The sequence below is a fragment of the Streptomyces mutabilis genome, assembly GCF_014649815.1.
Lineage (GTDB): Bacteria > Actinomycetota > Actinomycetes > Streptomycetales > Streptomycetaceae > Streptomyces > Streptomyces mutabilis.
The window spans coordinates 28,591-51,963 of the sequence record NZ_BMTT01000021.1 but is presented as its reverse complement, the minus strand read 5'-3'; the positions used below and the strand labels follow the sequence as shown (position 1 = coordinate 51,963).

Here is a 23,373-nt window from a genome sequence, read left to right as displayed (position 1 = left end):
CGACTCCAGCACCAGCCGCTGCTGCGGGTCCATGATCAGCGCCTCGCGCGGCGAGATGCCGAAGACCGCCGGGTCGAAGTCGGCCGCTCCGGGCAGGAAGCCGCCGCCGCGCGCCACCGTGCGCGGCCGGCCGTCCGGTCCCGGCTCGAACAGCCCGGCCAGGTCCCAGCCGCGGTCCGTGGGCATGGGGCCGATGGCGTCGGCGCCCTCGACGATCAGGTCCCACAGATCTTCCGGCGAGCCGACACCGCCCGGGTAGCGGCAGGCCATGCCGACGATGACCACCGGGTCGTCGTCGGCGGCCGCGGCGCGCACCGGCGCGAGGTCCTCGGTCCGCTCCCCGAGCAGTTCGGCGAGCAGGTGGTCGGCCAGCGCGGCAGGCGTCGGATGGTCGAAGGCCAGAGTGGCCGGCAGCGGCAGCCCGCTCAGCTCGGTGAGCTGGTTGCGCAGGTCCACCGCGGTCAGCGAGTCGATGCCGAGGTCCTTGAACGGCAGGTCCGGCTCGATCGCCGTGCCGCCCGCGTGGCCGAGCACCGCGGCCACACGGTCGCGGACCAGGCTGCGCACCTCGGGGGCGCGGTCCTGCTCGGGCAGGGCGAGCAGGCGGTCGCGCAGGCCGTGCCCGGCCGGTTGTGCGACGGCGGCCTCCGGCAGCTCGCTGAACAGCCCGCTGCGCCGGGTGCGCTGGAAGGCGGGAGCGAAGGTCTCCCAGGTCACGTCGGCGACCGTCACATCGACGGTGCCGCCGAGCACGCCGTCCAGGGCGGCGAGCGCCCGGCCGGGTTCCATGGCGGGCAGGCCGTTGAGCTGCAGGTGGCGGGTCATCCCGTCGCGCTCGCTGCCGGCCCAGGCACCGAACGCCACGGCGACACCGGCCAGGCCGCGGGCCCGCCGCTCGGCGGCGACGGCCTCGCGCCGCGCGTCGGCGGCGGCCCGCCCGGCCCGGTCCCGCACGCCCCAGGTGCCGGCGACCGACCCGAACAGCACGAACGCGTCGAGCGGGGTGTCGTGCAGCAGTGCGGCCAGGTGGTCGGCTCCGGCGTCGCCCGTGACGAACACCGCCGAGACGGCGTGCTCGGCGAGCAGCGCGGCCAGCGCGTCCCGGTCCACGGGGTCCACGTCGGACGCCGTGACCGGCACGCCCAGGTCGTCGGGGTCGCCGCCGAGCAGCAGCAGACCGGGCACCCGACGGTCGGCCAGCCAGCGCGCCACGCGCGCTCCTTCGGGGGTGTCCGCGCCGGTGACGAGCACCGTGCCGGTGGCGGTCCACTCCGCGGTGAGGCCCGTGGCACGGACCAGCCTGCGGGCCAGCACGCCGGGTTCGCGCACGGCGACGTTGTCCTCCGCGCCGCCGAGCGCGGACCTGAGGTGCTCGGCGGTGGTGGCCGTCACCGGGCCGGCCAGGTCGAGCAGGCCGCCCCAGCGGTCGGCATGGTCGAGGGCCGCGACCCGGCCGGCGCCCCAGAGCGCGGCGCGGGCGGGCACCAATCGCTCACCGTCGTCGACGGCGACGGCCCCGCGCGTCACGAGCCAGACCGGCAGGCCGGTCCCCTCGGCCGCGGCCACCAGCGCCTCGGGCCACGCCTCGTCGGGTACGTCGTCGCCGTCGGTGGCGGCGAGCAGGGACACGATCCCGGCGAAGCCGTCGGTGTCGGGCAGGTCGGCGCCCGGCACCACGGGCACCGCGTCCAGCGCCGCCACGGCGGAGGCCACGGTCCCGTCCGCCGCCCAGCCGGCCGGCACGAGTGCCAGCCACCGCCCGTCGCCGGGTTCCTGCCGGACGGGAGACCAGGTAATACGGTAGCGCAGGCCAACCGTGGCCGCGCGGTCGCGCCGGCGGCGGCGCCACTGCGACAGCGCCGGCACCACCGCGGACAGTTCCGTGCCTTCGAGCTCCAGGGTCGACGCCAGCGTGTCGAGGTCGGCACGCTCGACCGCCGCCCAGAACTCCGCGTCCACGGCATCGGTCGCGGTGCCGGGCGCCGCGGTCGGCCAGAACCGCTCGCGCTGGAACGGGTAGGTGGGCAGGTCGACGGTGCGTGCGCCGCTGCCGGCGAAGAACGCCGTCCAGTCGATGTCGACGCCCTGCGTGTAGAGGCGCGCCAGCACCGTGACGACGGCGCGTTCCTCGCCCCGGTCGCGGCGCAGCGCCGCCACGGCGGTGGCCTCGGCGCCGCGCTCCAGCACGGTCTCGGCCGCCATCGCGGACAGCACCCCGTCCGGGCCGAGTTCGAGCAGGGTCGTCACGCCCGCGTCGAGCAGCGTCGCCACGCCGTCGCCGAACCGCACCGCCTCGCGAACGTGCCGGACCCAGTACTCCGGCGTGGTCAGCTCGTCACCGGCGATACCGCCGGTCACGTTGGACACGACCGGGATCTGCGCCGGGCCGAAGGACAGGCCCTCGACCACGGAGCGGAACCCGTCCAGCATCGGGTCCATCAGCGGTGAGTGGAACGCGTGCGACACCCGCAGTTCCCGGGACCTCGCGAACCGTGCCGCCACCGTGGCGACCGCCTCGCTCTCGCCGGCGACGACGACGGCCCGCGGGCCGTTGACCGCCGCGATCGCCGTACCGTCGACGAGCGCGGCGCGGACCTCGTCCTCGCCGGCCTCGATCGCGGTCATACCGCCGCCGGCCGGCAGCGCGGCCATCAGCCGCGCCCGTGCCGACACCAGCGCCGCCGCGTCGGCCAGCGACAGCACACCGGCGACGTGGGCCGCCGCGATCTCGCCGACGGAGTGACCGGCGACGAAGCCGGGGGTGACGCCCCAGGACTCGATCAGGCGGTACAGCGCCGTTTCCACCGCGAACAGCGCCGGCTGCGTCCACCCGGTGTCGTTCAGGGCGTCGGCGTCCGCGCCCCACATCACGTCACGGACGTCGGCCTCCAGCTCCGCGGCCACCGCGTCGAACGCCGCCCGGAACACCGGGAACCGTGCGTACAGTTCACGTCCCATGCCCAGCCGCTGCGAACCCTGGCCGGAGAACATGACCGCCAGTGAGCCGCCGCCTGCCGTGCCGGTGACCGTCTCCACGACACCGTCCGGAGTGGACAGCAGCACCGCGCGGTGTGCGAGGTGGGCGCGGGTGCTGACCAGCGACCACGCCACGTCGACCCGTTCGTGCCCGGTGGCGAAGGCCGTCAGCCGCTCCCGCTGCGCGTCCAGCGCCTCGCGGGTGCGCCCCGACACCGGCCACGGCAGGACCTCCGGGCTGACGGGGCCAGCAGCCGGCTCCGCCTCCGGGGCCTGCTCCTCCTGCGGAGCCTGCTCCTCCTCCGGCGCCTGCTCGATGACCACGTGCGCGTTGGTGCCGGAGATACCGAACGCCGACACTCCGGCCCGGCGCGGACGGCCGTTGTCCGGCCATGCGACCGCGTCGGTGACCAGTTCCACCGCGCCGGCCGACCAGTCGACGTGCGAGGACGGCGTGTCCGCGTGCAGGGTCGGCGGCACTGTGCCGTGCCTCATCGCCAGCACCATCTTGATGACGGCGGCGGCACCCGCGGCGGCCTGGGTGTGACCGAGGTTCGACTTCACGGAACCGAGCAGCAGCGGCGTCTCGCGGCCCTGGCCGTAGGTGGCCAGCAGCGCGTGCGCCTCGATCGGGTCGCCGAGCGCGGTGCCGGTGCCGTGCGCGTCGACCGCGTCCACGTCCTGTGCGGTCAGACCGGCGTCGGCGAGCGCGGCGCGGATCACCCGCTGCTGCGACGGGCCGCTGGGCGCGGTCAGGCCGTTGGACGCGCCGTCCTGGTTGATGGCGGTGCCCCGCACCAGGCCCAGCACGTGGTGGCCGTTGGCCCGCGCGTCGGACAGCCGTTCCAGCACCAGGACGCCGACGCCCTCGGCCCAGGCGGTGCCGTCCGCGTCGTCGGCGAACGACCGGCACCGGCCGGTCGGCGACAGCCCGCCCTGGGTGGTGAACTCCATGATCGAGTCCGGTGTGGACATCACGGACACGCCACCCGCGAGCACGAGCGAGCACTCGCCGGAGCGCAGTGCGCGCGCGCCCCAGTGCAGCGACACCAGCGACGACGAGCACGCCGTGTCGACGGTGACGGCCGGGCCCTCCAGACCCAGCGTGTACGACAGGCGGCCGGACAGGACGCTCGCCGTGTTGCCGGTGGCTGCGTGGCCGCGCACGTCCTCGGTGGCGGTGCGCAGGACGGTCAGGTAGTCCTGTCCGTTGGTGCCGACGAACACGCCGGTCTGCGAGCCGCGCAGCGCGGTCGGGTCGATGCCCGCGCGCTCCACCGCCTCCCACGCCGTCTCCAGCAGCAGCCGCTGCTGCGGGTCCATCGCCAGGGCCTCGCGCGGCGAGATGCCGAAGAACGCCGCGTCGAAGTCGGCGACGCCCTCCAGGAAGCCGCCCTCCATGGTGGCCGACGCGCCCGCCGCGAGGGCGGCCAGGTCCCAGCCGCGGTCCGTGGGGAAGGCTCCGATGCCGTCCCCGCCGCCGGCGACGAGCTCCCACAGCTCCTCGGGCGAGTCGACGCCGCCCGGGAAGCGGCAGGCCATGCCGACGATGGCGATCGGTTCGTCGTCCACGGGGCGCGTCGCGACCACGGCCGCCGGCACCTCCGCGGTCCCGAGGATCTCGGCGAGCAGGAAGTCCACCAGCTCCGTCGGCGTCGGGTGGTCGAAGACGAGCGACGCGGGCAGCGTGGTGCCGGTCGCCGCGGCCAGGCCGTTGCGCAGCTCCAGCGTCGTCACCGAGTCGAAGCCCAGGTCCCGGAACGCGCGGTCGTGCTCGATCCGGCCCGCGTCGGAGTGCCCGAGCACGGCGGCGATCTGCGCCCGTACCAGCTCCAGCAGCACCTTCTTGCGGTCGCTCTCCTTGTGGCCCAGCAGGTCCGCGCGCAGGCCAGACTCGGACGGCCGCTCGACGGCCGGGCCCGTGCGCAGCGCCCTGACCGCCGGCAGGTCCTCGACCAGCCGGGTGGGCCGCATGAGGGCGAACGCGGGCACGAACGTCGCCCAGTCGACATCGGCGACGGCCACCGCCACGTCGTCCAGCTCGACGGCCCGGCGCAGCGCGCCGACACCCGTCTGCGGGCGCAGCGGCTCGAACCCGCCGCGCCGCACCCGGGCGGCCAGTTCGCCGTCGGCGACCATGCCCGCGTCGGCCCACGGGCCCCAGGCGATCGAGGTCGCGGCCCGCCCCTGCGCCCGCCGCCACTCGGCGAAGGCGTCCAGCCAGGCGTTCGCGGCGGCGTAGTTCGCCTGCCCCGGCGCGCCGATGGTGCCGGTGGTGGACGAGAACAGCACGAACGCGTCGAGTTCCAGCCCCGCCGTGAGCTCGTCCAGGTTCCGGGCCGCCGTCGCCTTGGCGTGCAGCACGGTCGCGAACGACTCCGGTGTGAGCGCGTCCAGCACGCCGTCGGCCAGCACGCCCGCGGTGTGGAAGACCGCGGTCGGCGTGACGTCGGCGAGCAGCGCGGCCAGCGCCTCGCGGTCGCCGGCGTCGCACGCGGCGACGGTGACCCGCGCGCCGAGCTCCTGCAGTTCCTCGGCGAGTTCCGCGGCACCGGGTGCCTCCGGGCCGCGCCGGCTCGTCAGTACGAGGTGCTCGGCGCCGGCCCCGGCCAGCCAGCGGGCGACGTGCCCGGCGATGCCGCCGGTGCCGCCCGTGATGAGCACGGTGCCGCGCGGGCTGTACGGCCGGCCCGCGCCGGGGGCGGCGTGGGCGAGCCGGCGGGCGAACGCGCCCGCCGCGCGCACGGCGACCTGGTCCTCGCCGTCCCCGGCCAGGACGCCGCCCAGCCGCTGTGTGGTGACGGCGTCGAGTCGTGTCGGCAGGTCGATCAGACCGCCCCAGGTGGCGGGCTGTTCCAGCGCGGCCACCCGGCCGAGGCCCCACACCGCGGCCTGGTCGGGGTCGGGGATCTCCGTGCCGTCCACGGCGACGGCGGCACGCGTGACGCACCACAGGGGCGCGGTGATCCCGGCGTCGCCGAGCGCCTGCACGGCGACGGTGGTCAGCGCCAGGCCCGCGGGCACCTCGCCGTCGCCGGGCGCGGCGGCCGACAGCAGCGACACCACGCCCGCGAAGCCGCCGCCGGCGGCCTGGTCGCGCAGCGCGTCGGCGAGCGCGGCCCGGTCGGGCTCCGTGACGTCGAGCCGGACGGTGTGCACCCCGGCGGCGACGAGCCCGCCGACGGCCGCGGTCACCCACTCCGAGTCGCCGGGCGCGAGCACCAGCCAGGTGCCCCCGGGCGACGTGGCGCCGCCGGGCACCGGGGCCCAGACGACGCGGTAGCGCAGGGAGTCCACGGCGGACTCCTCGTCGCGGCGGCGCCGCCAGGCCGACAGCGCGGGCACCATCGCCGAGACGGTGCCGGCGGGCAGGCCGAGGTCGGTGGCGAGGGAGTCGACGTCCGCCTGCTCCACGGCCGCCCAGAACGCGGCGTCGACGGTGTCGCCGGGCCGCAGCGCCGGGTCGGCGTCCGGCTCCGGCCAGAAGCGCTCGTGCTGGAACGCGTAGGTCGGCACGTCGATCCGGCGGGCACCGCTGTCCGCGAAGAACGCCGTCCAGTCGACGAAGACGCCGTGCGCGTGCAGGGCCGCGACCGCCGCGGCGACGGCGGCGGTCTCGGAGCGGTCGCGCCGCTGCGAGGCCACCACCGCGACGCCGTCCTCGGGCAGGCTCTCCTGCGCCATGCCGGTCAGCACCGCGTCCGGGCCGAGCTCCAGGAAGGCGCGTACGCCGTGTCCGGCCAGCCAGGTGACGCCGTCGGCGAACCGCACCGCGGCGCGCACGTGCCGCACCCAGTACTCGGGGTCGCAGACCTGCTCGGCGGTGACCGGCTCGCCGGTCACGTTGGACAGGATCGGGATGCGCGGCGCCTGGTACGTCAGGGTCGCCGCGACCCGGCGGAAGTCGTCGAGCACCGCGTCCATGCGCGGCGAGTGGAAGGCATGGCTCACCCGCAGCCGCCGCGTACGGTGTCCGTCGGCCTCGAAGCCCTCGGCCAGCGCCAGCACCACGTCCTCGTCGCCGGCGATCACCACGGACTCCGGGCCGTTGACCGCGGCGATGGACACGCGCCGCTCGTCGAGGCGCGGCGCGACGACCGCCTCGGACGCCCGTACGGAGACCATCGCGCCGCCCTCGGGCAGCGCCTGCATCAGCCGTCCGCGCGCGGCGACCAGCTTCGTGGCGTCGACCAGCGACAGCACGCCGGCGACGTGCGCGGCGGCGAGTTCGCCGACCGAGTGGCCGGCGAGGTGGTCCGGCCGTACGCCCCAGGACTCCACGAGCCGGTAGAGGGCCACCTCCACGGCGAACAGCGCGGGCTGGGTGTAGCCGGTGCGGTCCAGTTCCGTGGTGTCGTCGGCCCACATCACGTCCCGCAGCGGGCGGTCCAGCTCGCTGTCGAGGTGCAGCAGCACCTCGTCGAGGGCGTCGGCGAACACCGGGAAGCGCTCGTACAGTTCGCGGCCCATGCCGCTGCGCTGCGCGCCCTGGCCGGTGAACAGCACGGCCAGGCCGCCCCGTTCCGCCGAGCCGCGCACCACACCCGCGCCCGGCGCTCCGTCCCGCAGCGATGTCAGGCCGCTGCCCAGCTCGGCCAGGTCCGTCGCGACGACGGCAGCGCGCCGCTCGAACGCCGAGCGGCCGGTCGCCAGCGAGTACGCGAGGTCGGCCGGGTGCGTGTCGGGCCGGGTGCGCAGGAGGTCGAGCAGCCGCCCGGCCTGCGCCCGCAGCGCGGCGTCGGTCCGTGCGGACAGGACGAACGGCAGCGCGCCGTCGACGCGCGGCGCGGCCGGCTCCTCCGCGACCGGCGCCTGCTCCAGGATCGCGTGCACGTTCGTGCCGCTGAGCCCGAACGACGACACGGCGGCGCGGCGCGGCCGGCCCGTCTCCGGCCACGGCACCTGCTCGGTGAGCAGGCTGACGGCACCGCTGGACCAGTCGACGTGCGTGGACGGCGTTTCCGCGTGCAGGGTCCGCGGCAGTACGCCCTGCTGCAGGGCCACCACAAGCTTGATCACGCTGGCCACGCCGGAGGCCATCTGGGTGTGGCCGATGTTGGACTTCACGGAGCCGAGCAGCAGCGGCCGCTCCGGGTCGCGGTCCCGGCCGTAGGTTCCGAACAGCGCCTGCGCCTCGATCGGGTCGCCGAGCGCGGTGCCGGTGCCGTGGCCCTCGATCGCGTCGACGTCGGACGCCGTCAGCCGGGCGTTGGCCAGGGCCGCGCGGATGACCCGCTGCTGCGAGGGCCCGTTCGGCGCGGTCAGGCCGTTGGACGCGCCGTCCTGGTTCACCGCCGAGCCCTTGAGCACGGCGAGCACCCGGTGCCCGTTGGCCTGCGCGTCGGACAGCTTCTCCAGCAGCACCACGCCGACGCCCTCGGCCAGGGTCATGCCGTCGGCGTCGTCGGAGTACGCCTTGCAGCGCCCGTCCACGGCGAGCGCCCGCTGCCGGGAGAACCCGATGAACGCGCCCGGGTTGGACATGATGCTCACGCCGCCGGCCAGCGCCATCGTGCTCTCCCCGTTGCGCAGCGACTGCGCGGCGAGGTGGATCGCCACCAGCGACGACGAGCAGGCGGTGTCCAGCGTGACGGCGGGACCCTCCAGGCCGAGCAGGTACGCCAGGCGGCCGGAGAGGATGCTGCCCAGCGAGCCGGTGACCATGTGGCCCTCGGAGCTGTCCGCGGTGCGCGACACAGACGCCGTGTAGTCCTGGTAGCTGGCGCCGATGAACGTGCCGGTGAGGCTGCCGTGCAGGGCGCGCGGGTCGAGTCCGGCCCGTTCGAAGACCTCCCACGCCGTCTCCAGCAGCAGCCGCTGCTGCGGGTCCATGGCCAGCGCCTCACGCGGCGAGATGCCGAAGAAGTCCGCGTCGAACTCCGCGGCGTCCCGCAGAAAGCCGCCCTGCAGCGAGTACGTCCTGCCGGCGCGGTCGGGGTCGGGGTCGTACAGCTCGTCCGCGTGCCAGCCGCGGTCCGCGGGGAAGCCGCTGATCGCGTCGACGCCCTCGGTGACCAGCCGCCACAGCTCCTCGGGCGAGTTGGCCCCGCCCGGGTAGCGGCAGCTCATGCCGATGACGGCGATGGGCTCGTCGAGCGCGGCCGCCGCGGCGGCGGTGCCCGTGGCCGCCGGCGTGTCGCCGGCGATCTCCGACAGCAGGAACTCGGTCAGCGCGACCGGGTTCGGGTAGTCGAAGACGATGGTGCTGGGCAGCGTGAGGCCGGTCGCGTCGGCGATCCGGGTCCGCAGGTCGATCGCCGTCACGGAGTCGAAGCCGGCGTCGCGGAACGCCCGCTGCTCGCCGAGCGCGTCGCCGGAGGCGTAGCCGAGCACGGTGGCGGCCAAGCCGCGCACCAGGTCCAGCAGTGTGCGCTGCCGCTCCGCGGCGGGCAGCGTCCGCAGCCGGGCGGCGAACTCGCCGTCGGCACCGCCGGTGGTGGTCTCCTGCTCCCGGACCTCGGTGAGCGCCTTGACCTCGGGGATCTCGTCGAACAGCGTCGTCGGCCGGGTGGCGGTGAACACCTCGTGGTAGCGGCCCCAGTCGATGTCGGCGATCGCGAGTGCGGTGTCGTCCCCGTCGAGGGCGTTGCGCAGTGCCGCCAGCGCGAGCGGCGGCTCCATGAACACGAGACCGCTGCGCAGGATCTGCTCCGGGTCGACCCGGCCGAGCTTCATGTCGTCCGCCCAGATGCCCCACGACAGGGACTTCGCGGGCAGTCCGCGGGCGCGGCGGCGCGCGGCCAGCGCGTGCAGGTACGCGTTGCCCGCGACGTACGCGGCGTGCGTGCCGGAGCCCCACATGCCCGCGGTGGACGAGTACAGCACGAAGTCGTCGAGCTCGTCCTCGGCGAGCAGCTCGTCGAGGATGCGGGCACCGGTCACCTTCGCGTCCAGCACCCGCTCGAACTGGTCGAGGGTGGTGTCGGCGAGGGTGTGGAGCCCGATCACGGCGGCCGTGTGCACCACGGTCCGCAGCGGCGGCCCGTCCGCACGCAGCCGGTCCAGCAGGGCGGCCACGGCGTCGCGGTCGGTGATGTCGCAGGCCACGACCTCGGCGGCGGCACCGCGCTCGGTCAGCTCCGCGACCAGGTCGGCCGCGCCGGGCGCGGCCGGGCCGCGGCGGCTCGTGAGCACGATCCGCTCCGCGCCCTGCTCCGCGAGCCAGCGGGCGAGGTGCGGGGCCAGGGTGCCGGTGCCGCCGGTGACCAGGACGGTGCCGCGGGCGATCCAGCCCTCGCCGTCGGCGGTCTTCGGCGCACGGACGATCCGCCGCGCCAGCGTGCCGGCGGCACGCACGGCGAGCTGGTCCTCTCCCGTCGCGCCGGACAGCACGGCGGCGAGCCGGCCCGCCGCGCGGGCGTCCAGTTCGACCGGCAGGTCCACGGTGCCGCCGATCCGCTGCGCGTGCTCGAGCGCGGCGGTCCAGCCGACGCCGAGCACCTGCGCCTGGCCGGGGTTGAGGACTTCGTCGGCACGGCCCGTCGACACGGCGGCACGGGTGAGGAACCACAGCCGGGCGTCGATCCCGGCGTCGCCGAGGGCCTGTACGAGCGTCACGGTCAGCGCGAGGCCCTCGGTCAGCGCGGAGCGGCCCTCGAGCGGGCGCTCGGCACCCGCCACCAGCGACACCACTCCCGTGACGTCGTCGAATCCTTCGAGGCGCCCGGCGACCACGGCCCGGTCGGCGCAGGCGGCGTCGAGGACGAGCCGCTCCGGCGTGGCACCGTGTGCGGCCAGCGCGGAGACCACGTCCTCGGCGGCGACGCCGTCCGCGGTGACCACGAGCCAGCGTCCGGTCAGCCTCGCGGTGCCCGTGCTCACCGGCGTCCACGACACGCGGTACCGCCAGGCGTCCACGGTGGACTCCTCACGGCGGCGGCCGCGCCAGGCCGACAGCCCGGGCAGCACCGCCGCGAGAGCGTCCTCGTCCACGGCGAGGTCGGTGGTGAGCGAGGCCAGGTCGCCGCTCTCGACGGCCTGCCAGAAGTCCGCCTCGACCGGGTCCGTGCCATCGGCCACCGCGGGTGGCGGCACCGGAATCCACAGGCGTTCGTGCTGGAAGGGGTAGGTGGGCAGGTCGATCCGGCGGCCACCCTCGTACAGCGCGGCCCAGTCCACGTCGACGCCCCGCACGAACGCCTCAGCGAACGAGGTGAGGACGCGGTCCAGGCCGCCCTTGTCGCGGCGCAGCGTGCCGGTCACCACGGCCCGCACGCCGGCCGCGTCGACCGCCTCGGTGATCCCCACCCGCAGCACCGGGTGCGGGCTGCACTCGATGAACGCGCGGTGGCCCTCGCCGAGCAGGGCGGTGACGGCCGGGCCGAAGTTCACGGTGCCGCGCAGGTTGCGGTACCAGTAGCCGGCGTCCATGACCGTGGTGTCGAGCCACTCGCTCGTCACGGTCGAGTAGAACGGCACCTCGGCGGTCCGCGGCAGGATCGGGGCGAGGAGTTCGAGCAGCTCGTCCTGGATGTCCTCGACCTGGGCGGAATGCGAGGCGTAGTCCACGGCGATCTTCCGCACGCGGACGCCGTCCGCGGTCAGCGTGTCGAACAGCGTGTCCAGCGCGGCGGGAACACCGGCCACGACCACCGAACCCGGCCCGTTGACGGCCGCGAGCTGCACGGAACCGTCGGTGGGCAGCAGCGGCTCGACGCGGTCCGCGGGCAACGGCACCGACATCATGCCGCCCCTGCCCGCCAGCCGCCGCGCGATCACCTGACTGCGCAGGGCGACCACGCGGGCACCGTCCCGGAGGGAAAGCACGCCGGCGACCACCGACGCGGCGATCTCACCCTGGGAGTGGCCCACCACGGCGTCCGGGTGCACGCCCTGCGACCGCCACAGTGCCGCCAGCGCCACCATCACCGCGAAGGTCACGGGCTGCACGACGTCGACGCGTTCCAGGCCCGGCGCGCCCTCGGCCTGCCGCAGCACGTCCAGCAGGGACCAGTCCGTGAACTCCGACAGCGCCACGGCGCACTCGTTGATGTGCTCCGCGAACACCGGGGACTCGTCGAGCAGTTGCGCTCCCATACCGACCCACTGCGAGCCCTGGCCCGGGAACACGAACACGGTCCGGCCCTCGACGTCCGCCACGCCCTCGACCACCTCGCGCGACGCCTCGCCACGGGCGTAGCCGTCCAAGGCGTCGCGGTCGACGACCACGGCCCGGTGCTCGAACAGCGACCGCGAGGTCACCAGCGAGTAGCCGAGGTCGACCGGGTCCGCGTCCAGGCCGGCCAGGCGGGCGGCCTGGTCACGCAGCGCGGGCGCGGACCGCGCCGACAGCACGAGCGGCAGTACGGCCGGGACGGGCACGGCCGTGCGCTCGGCCGGTGCGGGCGCGGCCGGCGGTTCCTCCAGCACGACGTGGACGTTGGTGCCGCTGATGCCGAACGACGACACGGCGGCGCGGCGCACCCGCTCCCCCGGCTCCCACGGCCGGGCCTCCTGCAGCAGCTGGACGGTGCCGGCGCTCCAGTCGATGTGCGAGGACGGCGTCCCCGCGTGCAGCGTGGGCGGCAGCACGCGGTTCTGCAGGGCCAGCACCATCTTCATGACACTGGCGACGCCCGCGGCGGACTGCGTGTGGCCGATGTTGGACTTCACGGAGCCGAGCAGCAGCGGCCGCTCCGGGTCCCGGTCCACACCGTAGGTGGCCTGCAGCGCCTGGGTCTCGATCGGGTCGCCCAGAGCGGTGCCGGTGCCGTGCGCCTCCACGACGTCCACGTCGGACGGCGCCAGCCGCGCGTTGGCCAGCGCCTGCCGGATGACCCGCTGCTGCGAGGGCCCGTTCGGCGCGCTCAGGCCGTTGGACGCGCCGTCCTGGTTGACCGCGGAGCCGCGGATCACCGCGAGCACCGGATGGCCGTTGGCCTGCGCGTCGGACAGCTTCTCCAGCAGCACCATGCCGACGCCCTCGCCGAGCGCCATGCCGTCCGCGCCTTCCGCGAACGCCTTGGACCGGCCGTCGTGGGCGAGCGCCCGCTGCCGGCTGAACGCCGTGAACGGCCCGGGGTTCGGCATCACGGTCGCGCCGCCGGCGAGCGCCAGCGTCGTCTCGCCGTTGCGCAGCGACTGGCAGGCCAGGTGCATGGCGACCAGCGAGGAGGAGCAGGCGGTGTCCACGGTGACCGCCGGGCCCTCCAGCCCGAACACGTAGGCGAGGCGGCCGGACAGCACGCTCGGGATGGTGCTGGTGACGACGTGCGCCTCCAGGTCCTCGACGTGCTGGGCGCCGTACTCCTGGAAGCTGGAGCCGACGAAGGTGCCGGTCATGGTTCCGCGCAGCGCGGCCGGGTCGATGCCGGCCCGCTCCAGCGCCTCCCACGAGGTCTCCAGCAGCAGGCGCTGCTGCGGGTCCATGGACAGGGCCTCACGCGGCGAGATGCCGAAGAACGCCGGGTCGAAGTCGCCGGCGTCGTGCAGGAAGCCGCCGCGCGTGGTGTAGGTGGTGTGGGGCCTGGCCGGGCCCGCGTCGTACAGCGCGGCCGCGTCCCAGCCACGGTCCACGGGCCATTCGCTGCTGGCGTCGACGCCGTCCTCGACGAGGGCCCAGAACTGCTCGGGCGTGCCGGCGCCGCCGGGGAACCGGCAGGCCATGCCGACGATCGCGATGGGCTCGTCGAGGGCGCCGGTCGCGGCGGTCACCTGCGCGGTGGCACCACCGGTGTCGAGCAGCTCCTCGGCCAGGAAGCGAGCCAGTGCCGAGGGCGTCGGGTAGTCGAACACCATGGTGCTGGGCAGCGCGTGGCCGGTGACGCGGCTGAGGCGCTTGCGCAGTTCGACGGCGGTCAGCGAGTCGAATCCGCCGTCGCGGAAGGCCCGCTGCTCCGGCACGCCGTCCACGGAGTCGTGACCGAGCACGGCGGCCGCCTCGGTGCGGACGAGGTCGACGAGCTGCCGCTCCCGCTGCTCGGCGGGGAGTGCGGCCAGGCGGGCGACGAACTCCGTGCGGCCGCTCGCGTCCTCGGCCTCGGCCTGTGCCGCCGCCTCCGGCAGCGCCGCGAGCAGGGGGCTCGGGCGGGAGGCGGTGAAGACCGGCGCGTAGCGCGTCCAGTCCACGTCGGCGACGGTTACGGTGGTGTCGCCGCGCACGACGGCGTTGCGGAGCTCGGTGATGCCGGCGGCCGGTGCAATGAACCGCAGGCCCTGCCGCAGCAGGTTCGCGGTCATGGCGTCGTCGGTCGCCATGCCGGCCTCGGCCCACGGTCCCCACGCCACGGACGTGGCGGCCAGGCCGCGTGCGGCACGGGTCTCGGCGATGGCGTCGAGGTAGGCGTTGGCGGCGCTGTAGGACGCCTGGCTGCCGCTGCCGATCGTGCCGGCGACGGAGCCGAACAGCACGAAGAAGTCCACGTCCCCGACCAGGGCGTCGAGGTTGAGGGCGCCGGCCACCTTCGCCGACAGCACGGTCTCGAACTCGGCGAGGCCGGTGTCCGCGAGCGCCTTCATGTCGCTGACACCCGCGGTGTGCACCACGCCGGACACCGGGTGCTCGGCGAGCACTGCGGCCAGCGCGGCCCGGTCGGCCACGTCGCAGGCGACGATCTCGACGCGGGCGCCCAGTTCCTCCAGCTCGGCGCGGAGCTCGTCGGCTCCGGGCGCGTCGGGGCCGCGCCTGCTGGTCAGTACGAGCTCGGCGGCACCGGAGCGGGCGAGCCAGCGCGCGACCTCGCCGCCGAGGCCACCGGTGCCCCCGGTGACGAGCACGGTCCCGCGCGCGGTGAACTCACCGGCGGGTACGGGAGCGGTGTACCGGACGAGACGCCGGCCGCTGCGACCGGCCGACCGGATCGCGACCTGGTCCTCGCCGTCGGTCCCGGCCAGGGTGGCGGCGAGGTGGTGTGCGGCCCGGTCGTGCACCGTCTCGGGCAGATCGATCAGGCCGCCCCAGCGGTCCGGGTGCTCCAGCGCGACGCTGCGGCCGAGGCCCCACGCGGCGGCCTGCGACGGGCGGGTCACCAGGTCGCTGGGACCCGTCGACACCGCTCCACGCGTGAGGACCCACAGGGGGGCGGTGATACCGGCGTCGCCGAGCGCCTGCGCGAGCGTGACGGTCAGGGCCAGCCCGAGCGGGAACGTCTCCGGCTCCTCCTCGGCCGGCGGCACCCACACCACACCCGTGGGGGCACCGGCCTCGGTGAGCCGGGCGGCGAGCGCGGCACGATCGGTGTCGGTCACCACCAGGGTGCGGACCTCGGCGCCGTTCGCACGCAGCGCCTCGGCGACATCGGTGACATCGGCGTGCTCGGTCGTGCTGACGAGCAGCCAGGTGCCCGTCAGCGTCGCCGCGCGCTCCTCCAAGGGGGCCCAGTCGACGCGGTAGCGCCAGGTGTCGAGCCTGGCCCGCTCGTGCCGCTCCCGGTGCCACGACGACAGCGCGGGCAGCAGCGCGTCCAGCGAGCCGCGCTGGTCGTCGCCGAGGCCGAGGAGTTCGGCGAGCCCGGCGGCGTCGCCCTCGTCGACGGCCGCCCACAGCCGGTCGTCCGCGGGGTCGCCGGGCAGCTCCGTATGAGCCTCGGGCCAGTAGAACTCGTAGGAGAACGCATAGGTCGGCAGGTCGACGCGGCGCGCGCCGGTGCCGGCGAAGAAGGCGGCCCAGTCGACGGCCAGGCCGAGCGTGTTGAGCCGCGCCAGCGCGGTGACGGCGGCGCGCTCCTCGTCCCTCTCGCCCCGCAGCATGGCGACGGCGGCGGCATCGGCGGCGTTGTCCTCGACCATCGCGGAGAGGGTGCCGTCCGGCCCCAGTTCGACGAAGGCGCGTACGCCACGCTCCACGAGGGTCCGCACGCCGTCGGCGAACCGCACCGCCTCCCGGACGTGCCGGACCCAGTACTCCGGCGTGGCCAGCTCGTCCCCGGCGACGGCGCCGGTCACGGTGGACACCACCGGAATCCGCGCCTCGCCGAAGGACAGGCCCTCGACCACGGTCCGGAACTCGTCCAGCATCGGATCCATCAGCGGCGAGTGGAACGCGTGCGACACCCGCAGCGCCTTCGTGCGGCAGCCCCGCTCGCGGAACACCGACTCGATCCGGGCGAGCGCGTCGAGCCCACCGGCCACGACGACCGACCGCGGACCGTTCACCGCCGCGATGGACACGCCCTCGGCCAGCTCGGCGGCGACCTCGTCCTCGCCGGCCTCGATCGCCGTCATGCCACCGCCGGCCGGCAGTGCCTGCATGAGCCGGCCGCGCGCCGAGACCAGCGCCGCCGCGTCGCTCAACGACAGCACACCGGCGACGTGCGCCGCCGCGATCTCACCGACCGAGTGCCCGGCGAGGAAGTCGGGCCGTACGCCCCACGACTCGACCAGCCGGTACAGCGCCACCTCCAGCGCGAACAACGCGGGCTGCGCCGAGCCGGTCCCGCTCAGCGCCTCCGCGTCCTCGCCCCACATCACCTCGCGGACGCCCTCGCCCAGCTCCGCCGTCACCGCGTCGAACGCCTCGGCGAAGACCGGGAACCCGGCGTACAGCTCGCGGCCCATGCCCAGCCGCTGGGCGCCCTGACCCGCGAACACGAAGGCCGTACGGCCATGGACCGTCTCGCCCTCGAACAGCGCCGGGTCGGATCGGCCGGCGGCCAGCGCGTCCAGCGCCCGTCGCAGTGTCCCGGCGTCCGGTGCGATCACCGCCGCCCGCTGCTCGAACCGCGAACGGGTGGTCGCCAGCGAGAAGGCCAGGTCCAGCGGAGGAGCCGAGTCGACGTAATCCAGCAGCCGTTCCGCCTGCGCCCGCAGCGCGTCCCGGCCGCGCCCGGACACCAGCACGGGTACGACACCCGGAGCGGTCACCGGCTCCGGGGCGGACTCCACCACCGCGGGCGGGGCCTCCAGGACCGTGTGCACGTTGGTGCCGCTGAAGCCGAACGACGACACCGCCGCGCGCCGCGGCCGGCCGGAGTCCGGCCACGGCGTCTCCTCGGTGAGCAGCCGCACCTCACCGGCCGCCCAGTCGACCTGCGTCGACGGCGCGTCCACGTGCAGGGTGCGCGGTACGACACCGTGCCGCATCGCCAGCACCATCTTGATGATCCCGGCGACACCCGCCGCCGCCTGGGTGTGGCCGATGTTGGACTTCACCGAGCCCAGCAGCAGCGGCGTCTCGCGCTCGCGGCCGTACGTGGCCAGCAACGCCTGTGCCTCGATGGGATCGCCCAGCGCCGTGCCGGTGCCGTGCCCCTCGACGACATCCACCTCGGACGCCGACAGCCCGGCGTTCGCCAGCGCGGCCCGGATCACCCGCTGCTGGGACGGACCGTTCGGCGCGGTCAGGCCGTTCGACGCGCCGTCCTGGTTCACCGCGGAACCGCGGACCACGGCGAGGATCTCGTGCCCGTTGCGGCGGGCGTCGGACATGCGCTCCAGCACGAGGATGCCGACGCCCTCGGACCAGGCCACGCCGTCGGCGGCGTCCGCGAAGGCCTTGCACCGGCCGTCGGCGGCGAGACCGCGCTGCCGGGAGAACTCGAGGAACGACGTCGGGGTCGACATGACCGTCACACCGCCGGCGAGGGCGAGGGAGCACTCCCCCGCCCGCAGCGACTGCGCGGCCAGGTGCAGCGCCACCAGCGAGGACGAGCAGGCCGTGTCGACACTGACCGCCGGGCCCTCCAGGCCGAGCGTGTACGACACCCGGCCGGAGGCCACGCTCGGGGACGTGCCGGTGCCCTGGTACCCCTCGAACTCGCCGCCGCCGAGCGCGTGGACGTAGTCGCTGTACATGACGCCGGTGAACACGCCCGTGCGGCTGCCGCGCAGCGAGACGGGCGGGATGCCGGCCCGCTCGACGGCCTCCCACGATGCCTCCAGGAGCAGACGCTGCTGCGCGTCGGTGGCGAGCGCCTCGCGGGGGCTCATGCCGAAGAAGGCGGGGTCGAACTCGCCCGCGTCGTGCAGGAAGCCGCCGGAGCGCGCGTACGACGTGCCGATGCGGTCGGGATCCGGGTCGAACAGGGAGTCCAGGTCCCAGCCGCGGTTGGTCGGGAAGCCCGATATCGCGTCGGCGCCCTCGCTGACCAGCCGCCACAGGTCCTCCGGCGAGGAGACCCCGCCCGGGTAGCGGCAGGACATGCCGACGATGACGACCGGGTCGTCGGTGACGGCCGCCGGACCGGTGACCGCGTCGACGGGCTCATCGGTGCCGAGCAGTTCGTCCAGCACGTACGCGGACAGCGCGCCGACGGTCGGGTGGTCGAAGATGAGCGTGGCCGGCAGCCGCAGCCCGGTGGCGGCCGCGAGCTGACCGCGCAGCTCGACGGCCGTCAGCGAGTCGAAGCCGAGGTCGGCGAAGGTCCGGTCGGCGTCGACGCGGTCGGTGCCGGTGTGGCCGAGCACGGACGCCACCTGCGCCCGCACCAGCTCCAGCACGGTGTCGGCACGCTCGACGGCGCTCAGCCGCGCGAGCCGCTGCGCCAGGCCGCTCACGGCGACGCCCGCCGCGGTGCCGCGCCGGGCCCGGGGCCGGACCAGTTGGCGCAGCACGGGCGGCACCGCGTCGCGGGCGCGCAGCGCGGGCAGGTCGAGCCGCACCGGGACGGCCACGGCGTCGGGGCCGGCGACCGCCGTGTCGAACAGCGCGAGTCCGTCGTCGACGGAGAGCGGCAAGGTGCCGGTACGGGCCAGGCGGCGCAGGCCGGACGCGTCGAGGGAGCGGGTCATGCCCGTCTCCCGCGTCCACGGCCCCCAGGCCAGCGACACGCCCGGCAGGCCCTCCGCGCGCCGCTTCACGACCAGTGCGTCGAGGAAGGCGTTGCCAGCCGCGTAGGCCGTCTGCGCCGCCGCGCCCACCACGCCCGCGAGCGAGGAGAACACCACGAACGCCGAGACGTCGCCGGCCAGTTCGTGCAGGTTCCAGGCCGCGTCGGCCTTCGGCCGCAGCACGGCGTCGAACCGGTCGGCCGTCAGGGAGGGCAGGACGCCGTCGTCGAGGACGCCAGCGGCGTGCACGACGCCCGTGACGGGCCCCTCGGCGGCGAGCGCGGCGGCCAGCGCGTCCCGGTCGGCCGCGTCCACTGCGGCGAACGTCACCCGCGCACCCAGCTCGGTGATCTCGGCCGCCACCTCGGCCGCGCCCTCCGCGGCAGCACCGCGGCGGCTGGCCAGGATCAGGTGGCGCACGCCGTGGTGCTCGGCGAGGTGCCGCGCCACCAGGGCGCCGAGACCGCCCGTACCGCCGGTGACCAGGACGGCACCGGCGCCCCAGTCGACGGCATCGTTGTCGGCGGCACCGCTGTCGGCGGACTGCACGCGAGCGAGGCGGGCGGCGAACACCTCGCCGTCCCGCACCGCCGTCTGCGGCTCGCCCGTACCGAGGGCCGGGCCCGAAACACCGTCGATCGCGCCGAACAGTCCGGGGTTCTCCGCCTCGGCCGCCCGCGCGAAGCCCCACACGGCCGCCTGGGCCGGGTCGACCGTGTCCCCTGGCCGCACGGCCACGCCGTCGCGGGTGAGGAACAGCAGACGGGAGCCTGCGCAGCGCTCGTCCGCGAGCCAGTCCTGCGCGATGCCCAGGGCCCAGGCGGCGTTCGCGTGCGCGTCGGCGACCGGATCGCCCGTGCCCACCGGCACCGGCGCCAGCACGACCGGCGGCACCGCGCCGGGCAGGTCGGCGACACCGGCGGCGACCAGCACCTCCACGCCGGGCAGCACGGGGGCGTCCGGCCCCAGGACGGCGACGGTCGCGGGCACCGTTCCGCCGGACACCGGGACCCAGTCCAGCCGGAACAGCGCGTCCCTGCCCGGCTCGGCGGCCAGGCGTTCGTTGTCCCCGAGGCGCCGTAACGCCAGGGACGCCACCGACAGGAGCGGCGCGCCGGCGGCGTCCGTGACCTCGATCGACACCGCGGCATCGCCGAGCGGCGTGAGCAGCACGCGGGCCGCCGTCGCGCCGGCGGCGTGCAGGCGCACACCCTCCCACGAGAACGGCAGCATGGCGGTGCCGTCGCCGAGACCGGTGAAGGCGACCGCGTGCAGGGCGGCGTCCAGCAGCGCCGGATGCATGCCGAAGGACGACGCCTCGGCCGCGGCGCCCTCGGACAGCTCGACCTCGGCGGCGACCGTGCCGTCCGGGCCGACCCGCCAGGCGGCGGCGAGGCCGCGGAACGCCGGTCCGTACTCCAGTCCGGCCTCGGCCGCGCGCTCGTAGAACCCGTCCAGGCCGACCGCCTCCGCCCCGGCCGGCGGCCACATGGTGGAGTCGGACGAGGCGACCTGCTCGCCGGGGGCCAACACGCCATCGGCGTGCCGGGTCCACGGGCGGTCCTCGCCCGAGTCGGAGGCGTCGCCCGCATCCGGCCGCGAGTACATCGTGAGGGTGCGGTGGCCGCGGGCGTCCGGGCTGCCGATCCACAGCTGCACCTGCACGCCGCCCTGGTCGGGCAGGACCAGCGGGGCGGCGAGCGTCAGCTCCTCGATCCGGCCGCAGCCGACCTCGTCCCCGGCGCGCACCGCGAGTTCGAGCAGCGCGGTGCCGGGCAGCACGGCCGTGCCGCGGACGGCGTGGTCGGCGAGCCATGCGTGCGACGCCATCGAGAGCCGGCCGGTGAGCAGCACGCCGTCCGAGTCCGCCAGGGACGCGGCGGCGGCCAGAAGGGGGTGGTTGGCCGAGCCGAGGCCGGCGGCGCGCAGGTCGCCCAGGGAGGCGTAGGCGTCACGCGGCCAGTAGCGGCGGCGCTGGAAGGCGTACGTCGGCAGGTCGACGCGGCGGGCGCCGGTGCCGGCGAAGTAGTCGGCCCAGCGCAGCGGGACGCCGAGCGCGTGCAGCCCCGCGGCCGCGGACGCGAGGGCGGCGTCCTCGGGCTGCGCTCCGCGCAGCGTCGCGACCGCGTCGGCGTCCGGGAAGTCCTCCCGCACCATCGCGGCGAGCACTCCGTCCGGGCCCAGCTCCAGGAAGGCGCCGACCCCGTGCTCGCGCAGCCAGCCGACGGTGTCGTGGAACCGCACCGGACGGCGCACGTGGTCGGTCCAGTGGTCCGCGCCGGTGAGCTGCTCGACGGTCGCCTGCTCGCCGGTCACGGTCGACACGACCGGCAGCAGCGGCTCGCGGAACGCCAGGTCCTCGGCGACCGCGCGGAAGTCGTCCAGCATCGGGGCCATCAGCGGCGAGTGGAACGCGTGCGACACGCGCAGCCGCTTCGGCTTGTGCCCGCGCTCGGCCAGTGCCGCCTCGATCCCGGCGACCGCGTCGGCCTCGCCCGCGACGACCACCGACCGCGCGCCGTTCACGGCCGCGATCGACACGGTGTCGGCATGTTCCGACACCAGCGGCGCGACCTCGGCCTCGGACGCCCGTACGGACGTCATCACACCGCCGGCGGGCAGCGCCTGCATCAGCCGCCCGCGCGCCGCCACGAGAGCCGCTGCCGCGGTTAGGTCGAGGACACCGGCCACATGCGCGGCGGTCAGCTCGCCGATGGAGTGACCGGCGAGGTAGTCCGGCTTGACGCCCCACGACTCCACCAGCCGGTAGAGCGCGACCTCCACGGCGAACAGCGCCGGCTGGGCGTACTCCGTGCGGTTGAGGGTGCGTGCCGTCCTGGCCCACATGACCTCGCGCAGCGGGCGGTCGAGGTGGACGTCCAGCGCCGCGCACGCCTCGTCCAGCGCGGCCGCGAACACCGGGAAGCGGTCGTACAGCTCGCGGCCCATGCCGGCGCGCTGCGCGCCCTGGCCGGTGAACACCACGGCCAGCTTGGGCCTGCCCCGTGTGACACCCGAGACGAGCCCGGCCGGTGTCTCGCCGGCGGCCAGCGCCGCCAGCGCGGCCCGGGCCTGCTCGTGATCGGTCGCCACGACGGCGGCGCGGTGCTCGAACGCGGCCCGGGTGGTCGCGAGCGAGAAGGCGGTGTCGGCCAGGGCGCCGGAGTCCACCGTGGGCAGCAGGCGCGCGGCCTGTTCCGCGAGCGCCTCACGGGTGCGCGCGGACAGCAGCAGCGGCACGGCGCCGGCCGCGATGTCAGCGGCGGGCGCTTCGTCCTCGCCGGCAGGCTCTTCGTCCTCGTCGGCGGGCGGTTCGTCCGCATCGGCGGGCGCCTGCTCGATGATGGCGTGCGCGTTCGTGCCGCTCAGGCCAAACGAGGAGACGGCTGCGCGCCGCGGACGGTCGGCCTCCTCGGGCCACGGCGTGTTCTCGGTCGCGAGCGCCAGCGCTCCGCTGGACCAGTCGACATGGGACGTCGGTGCGTCCACGTGCAGTGTCTTCGGCAGCATTCCGTGCCGCATCGCCAGCACCAGCTTGATGACGCCGGCCACACCGGCGGCGGCCTGCGTGTGGCTGATGTTGGACTTCACCGAGCCGAGCAGCAGCGGACGGTCGGCGGGGCGGTTGCGGCCGTAGGTGGCGAGCAGCGCCTCCGCCTCGACCGGGTCCCCGAGCGTGGTGCCGGTGCCGTGCGCCTCCACCACGTCGACCTGGTCGGCGGAGAGCCGCGCGTTGAGCAGGGCCTGCTCGATGACACGGACCTGGGAGGGCCCGTTGGGGGCGGTCAGGCCGTTGGACGCGCCGTCCTGGTTGACGGCCGAGCCGCGTACGACGGCGAGGATCTCGTGTCCGTTGCGCCGTGCATCGGACAGCTTCTCCAGTACGAGCACGCCGGCGCCCTCGGCCCAGCCGGTGCCGGACGCGGACTCGGCGAAGGAACGGCAGTGCCCGTCGGCGGCGAGACCGCCCTGCTTGGAGAACTCGACGAAGGTGAGCGGGCTCGACATGACGGTGACACCGCCGGCCAGCGCGAGGTCGCACTCCCCCGCCCGCAGCGACTGGGCCGCGAGGTGCAGCGCCACCAGCGAGGAGGAGCACGCGGTGTCCACGGTGACGGCCGGACCGACCAGGCCGAAGCAGTATGACAGACGGCCCGAGATCACACTGGACGTGTTGCCGGTCAGCCGGAAACCGTCGATGTTGTCGGCCGGGCCGACCCGGTACTCCTGCGGCATGGCGCCGACGAACACGCCGGTCTGGCTGCCCTTCAGGCCCGTCGGGTCGATGCCCGCGCGCTCCAGCGCGTCCCAGGTCGTCTCCAGCAGCACCCGCTGCTGCGGGTCCATGGACAGCGCCTCGCGCGGTGAGATCCCGAAGAAGTCCGCGTCGAACGTGGTGGCGTCGTGCAGGAAGCCACCGGACAGCGTCGAGGACGTGCCCAGCGCCTCCGGGTCCCAGCCCCGGTCGGCCGGGAAGTCGGTCACGCCGTGGCCACCGCGCTCCAGCATCGCCCACAGGTCCTCGGGGCCGCGCACGTCACCGGGGTAGCGGCAGCCCATGCCGACGATGGCAATGGGCTCGGACGCCGCCTCCTCCAGTTCCTGCACCTTCTGCCGGGTGCGCCGAAGGTCGACGGTCGCCCGCTTCAGGTAGTCCCGAAGGCGCTGCTCGTTGCCCATCGCACGATCCAT

Annotated in this window: 1 protein-coding gene (only partly in view); it reads right to left on the bottom strand. The window is 75.5% G+C overall.

Annotated elements, in window-relative coordinates:
* Window positions 1-23,373 carry the 5' portion of a type I polyketide synthase gene (locus tag IE142_RS29745; RefSeq protein WP_229830978.1) on the bottom strand. The gene continues 4,440 nt to the left of window position 1, outside the view, so only the first 23,373 of its 27,813 coding nucleotides appear in the window; the start codon lies at window positions 23,371-23,373; the stop codon falls past the left edge of the window.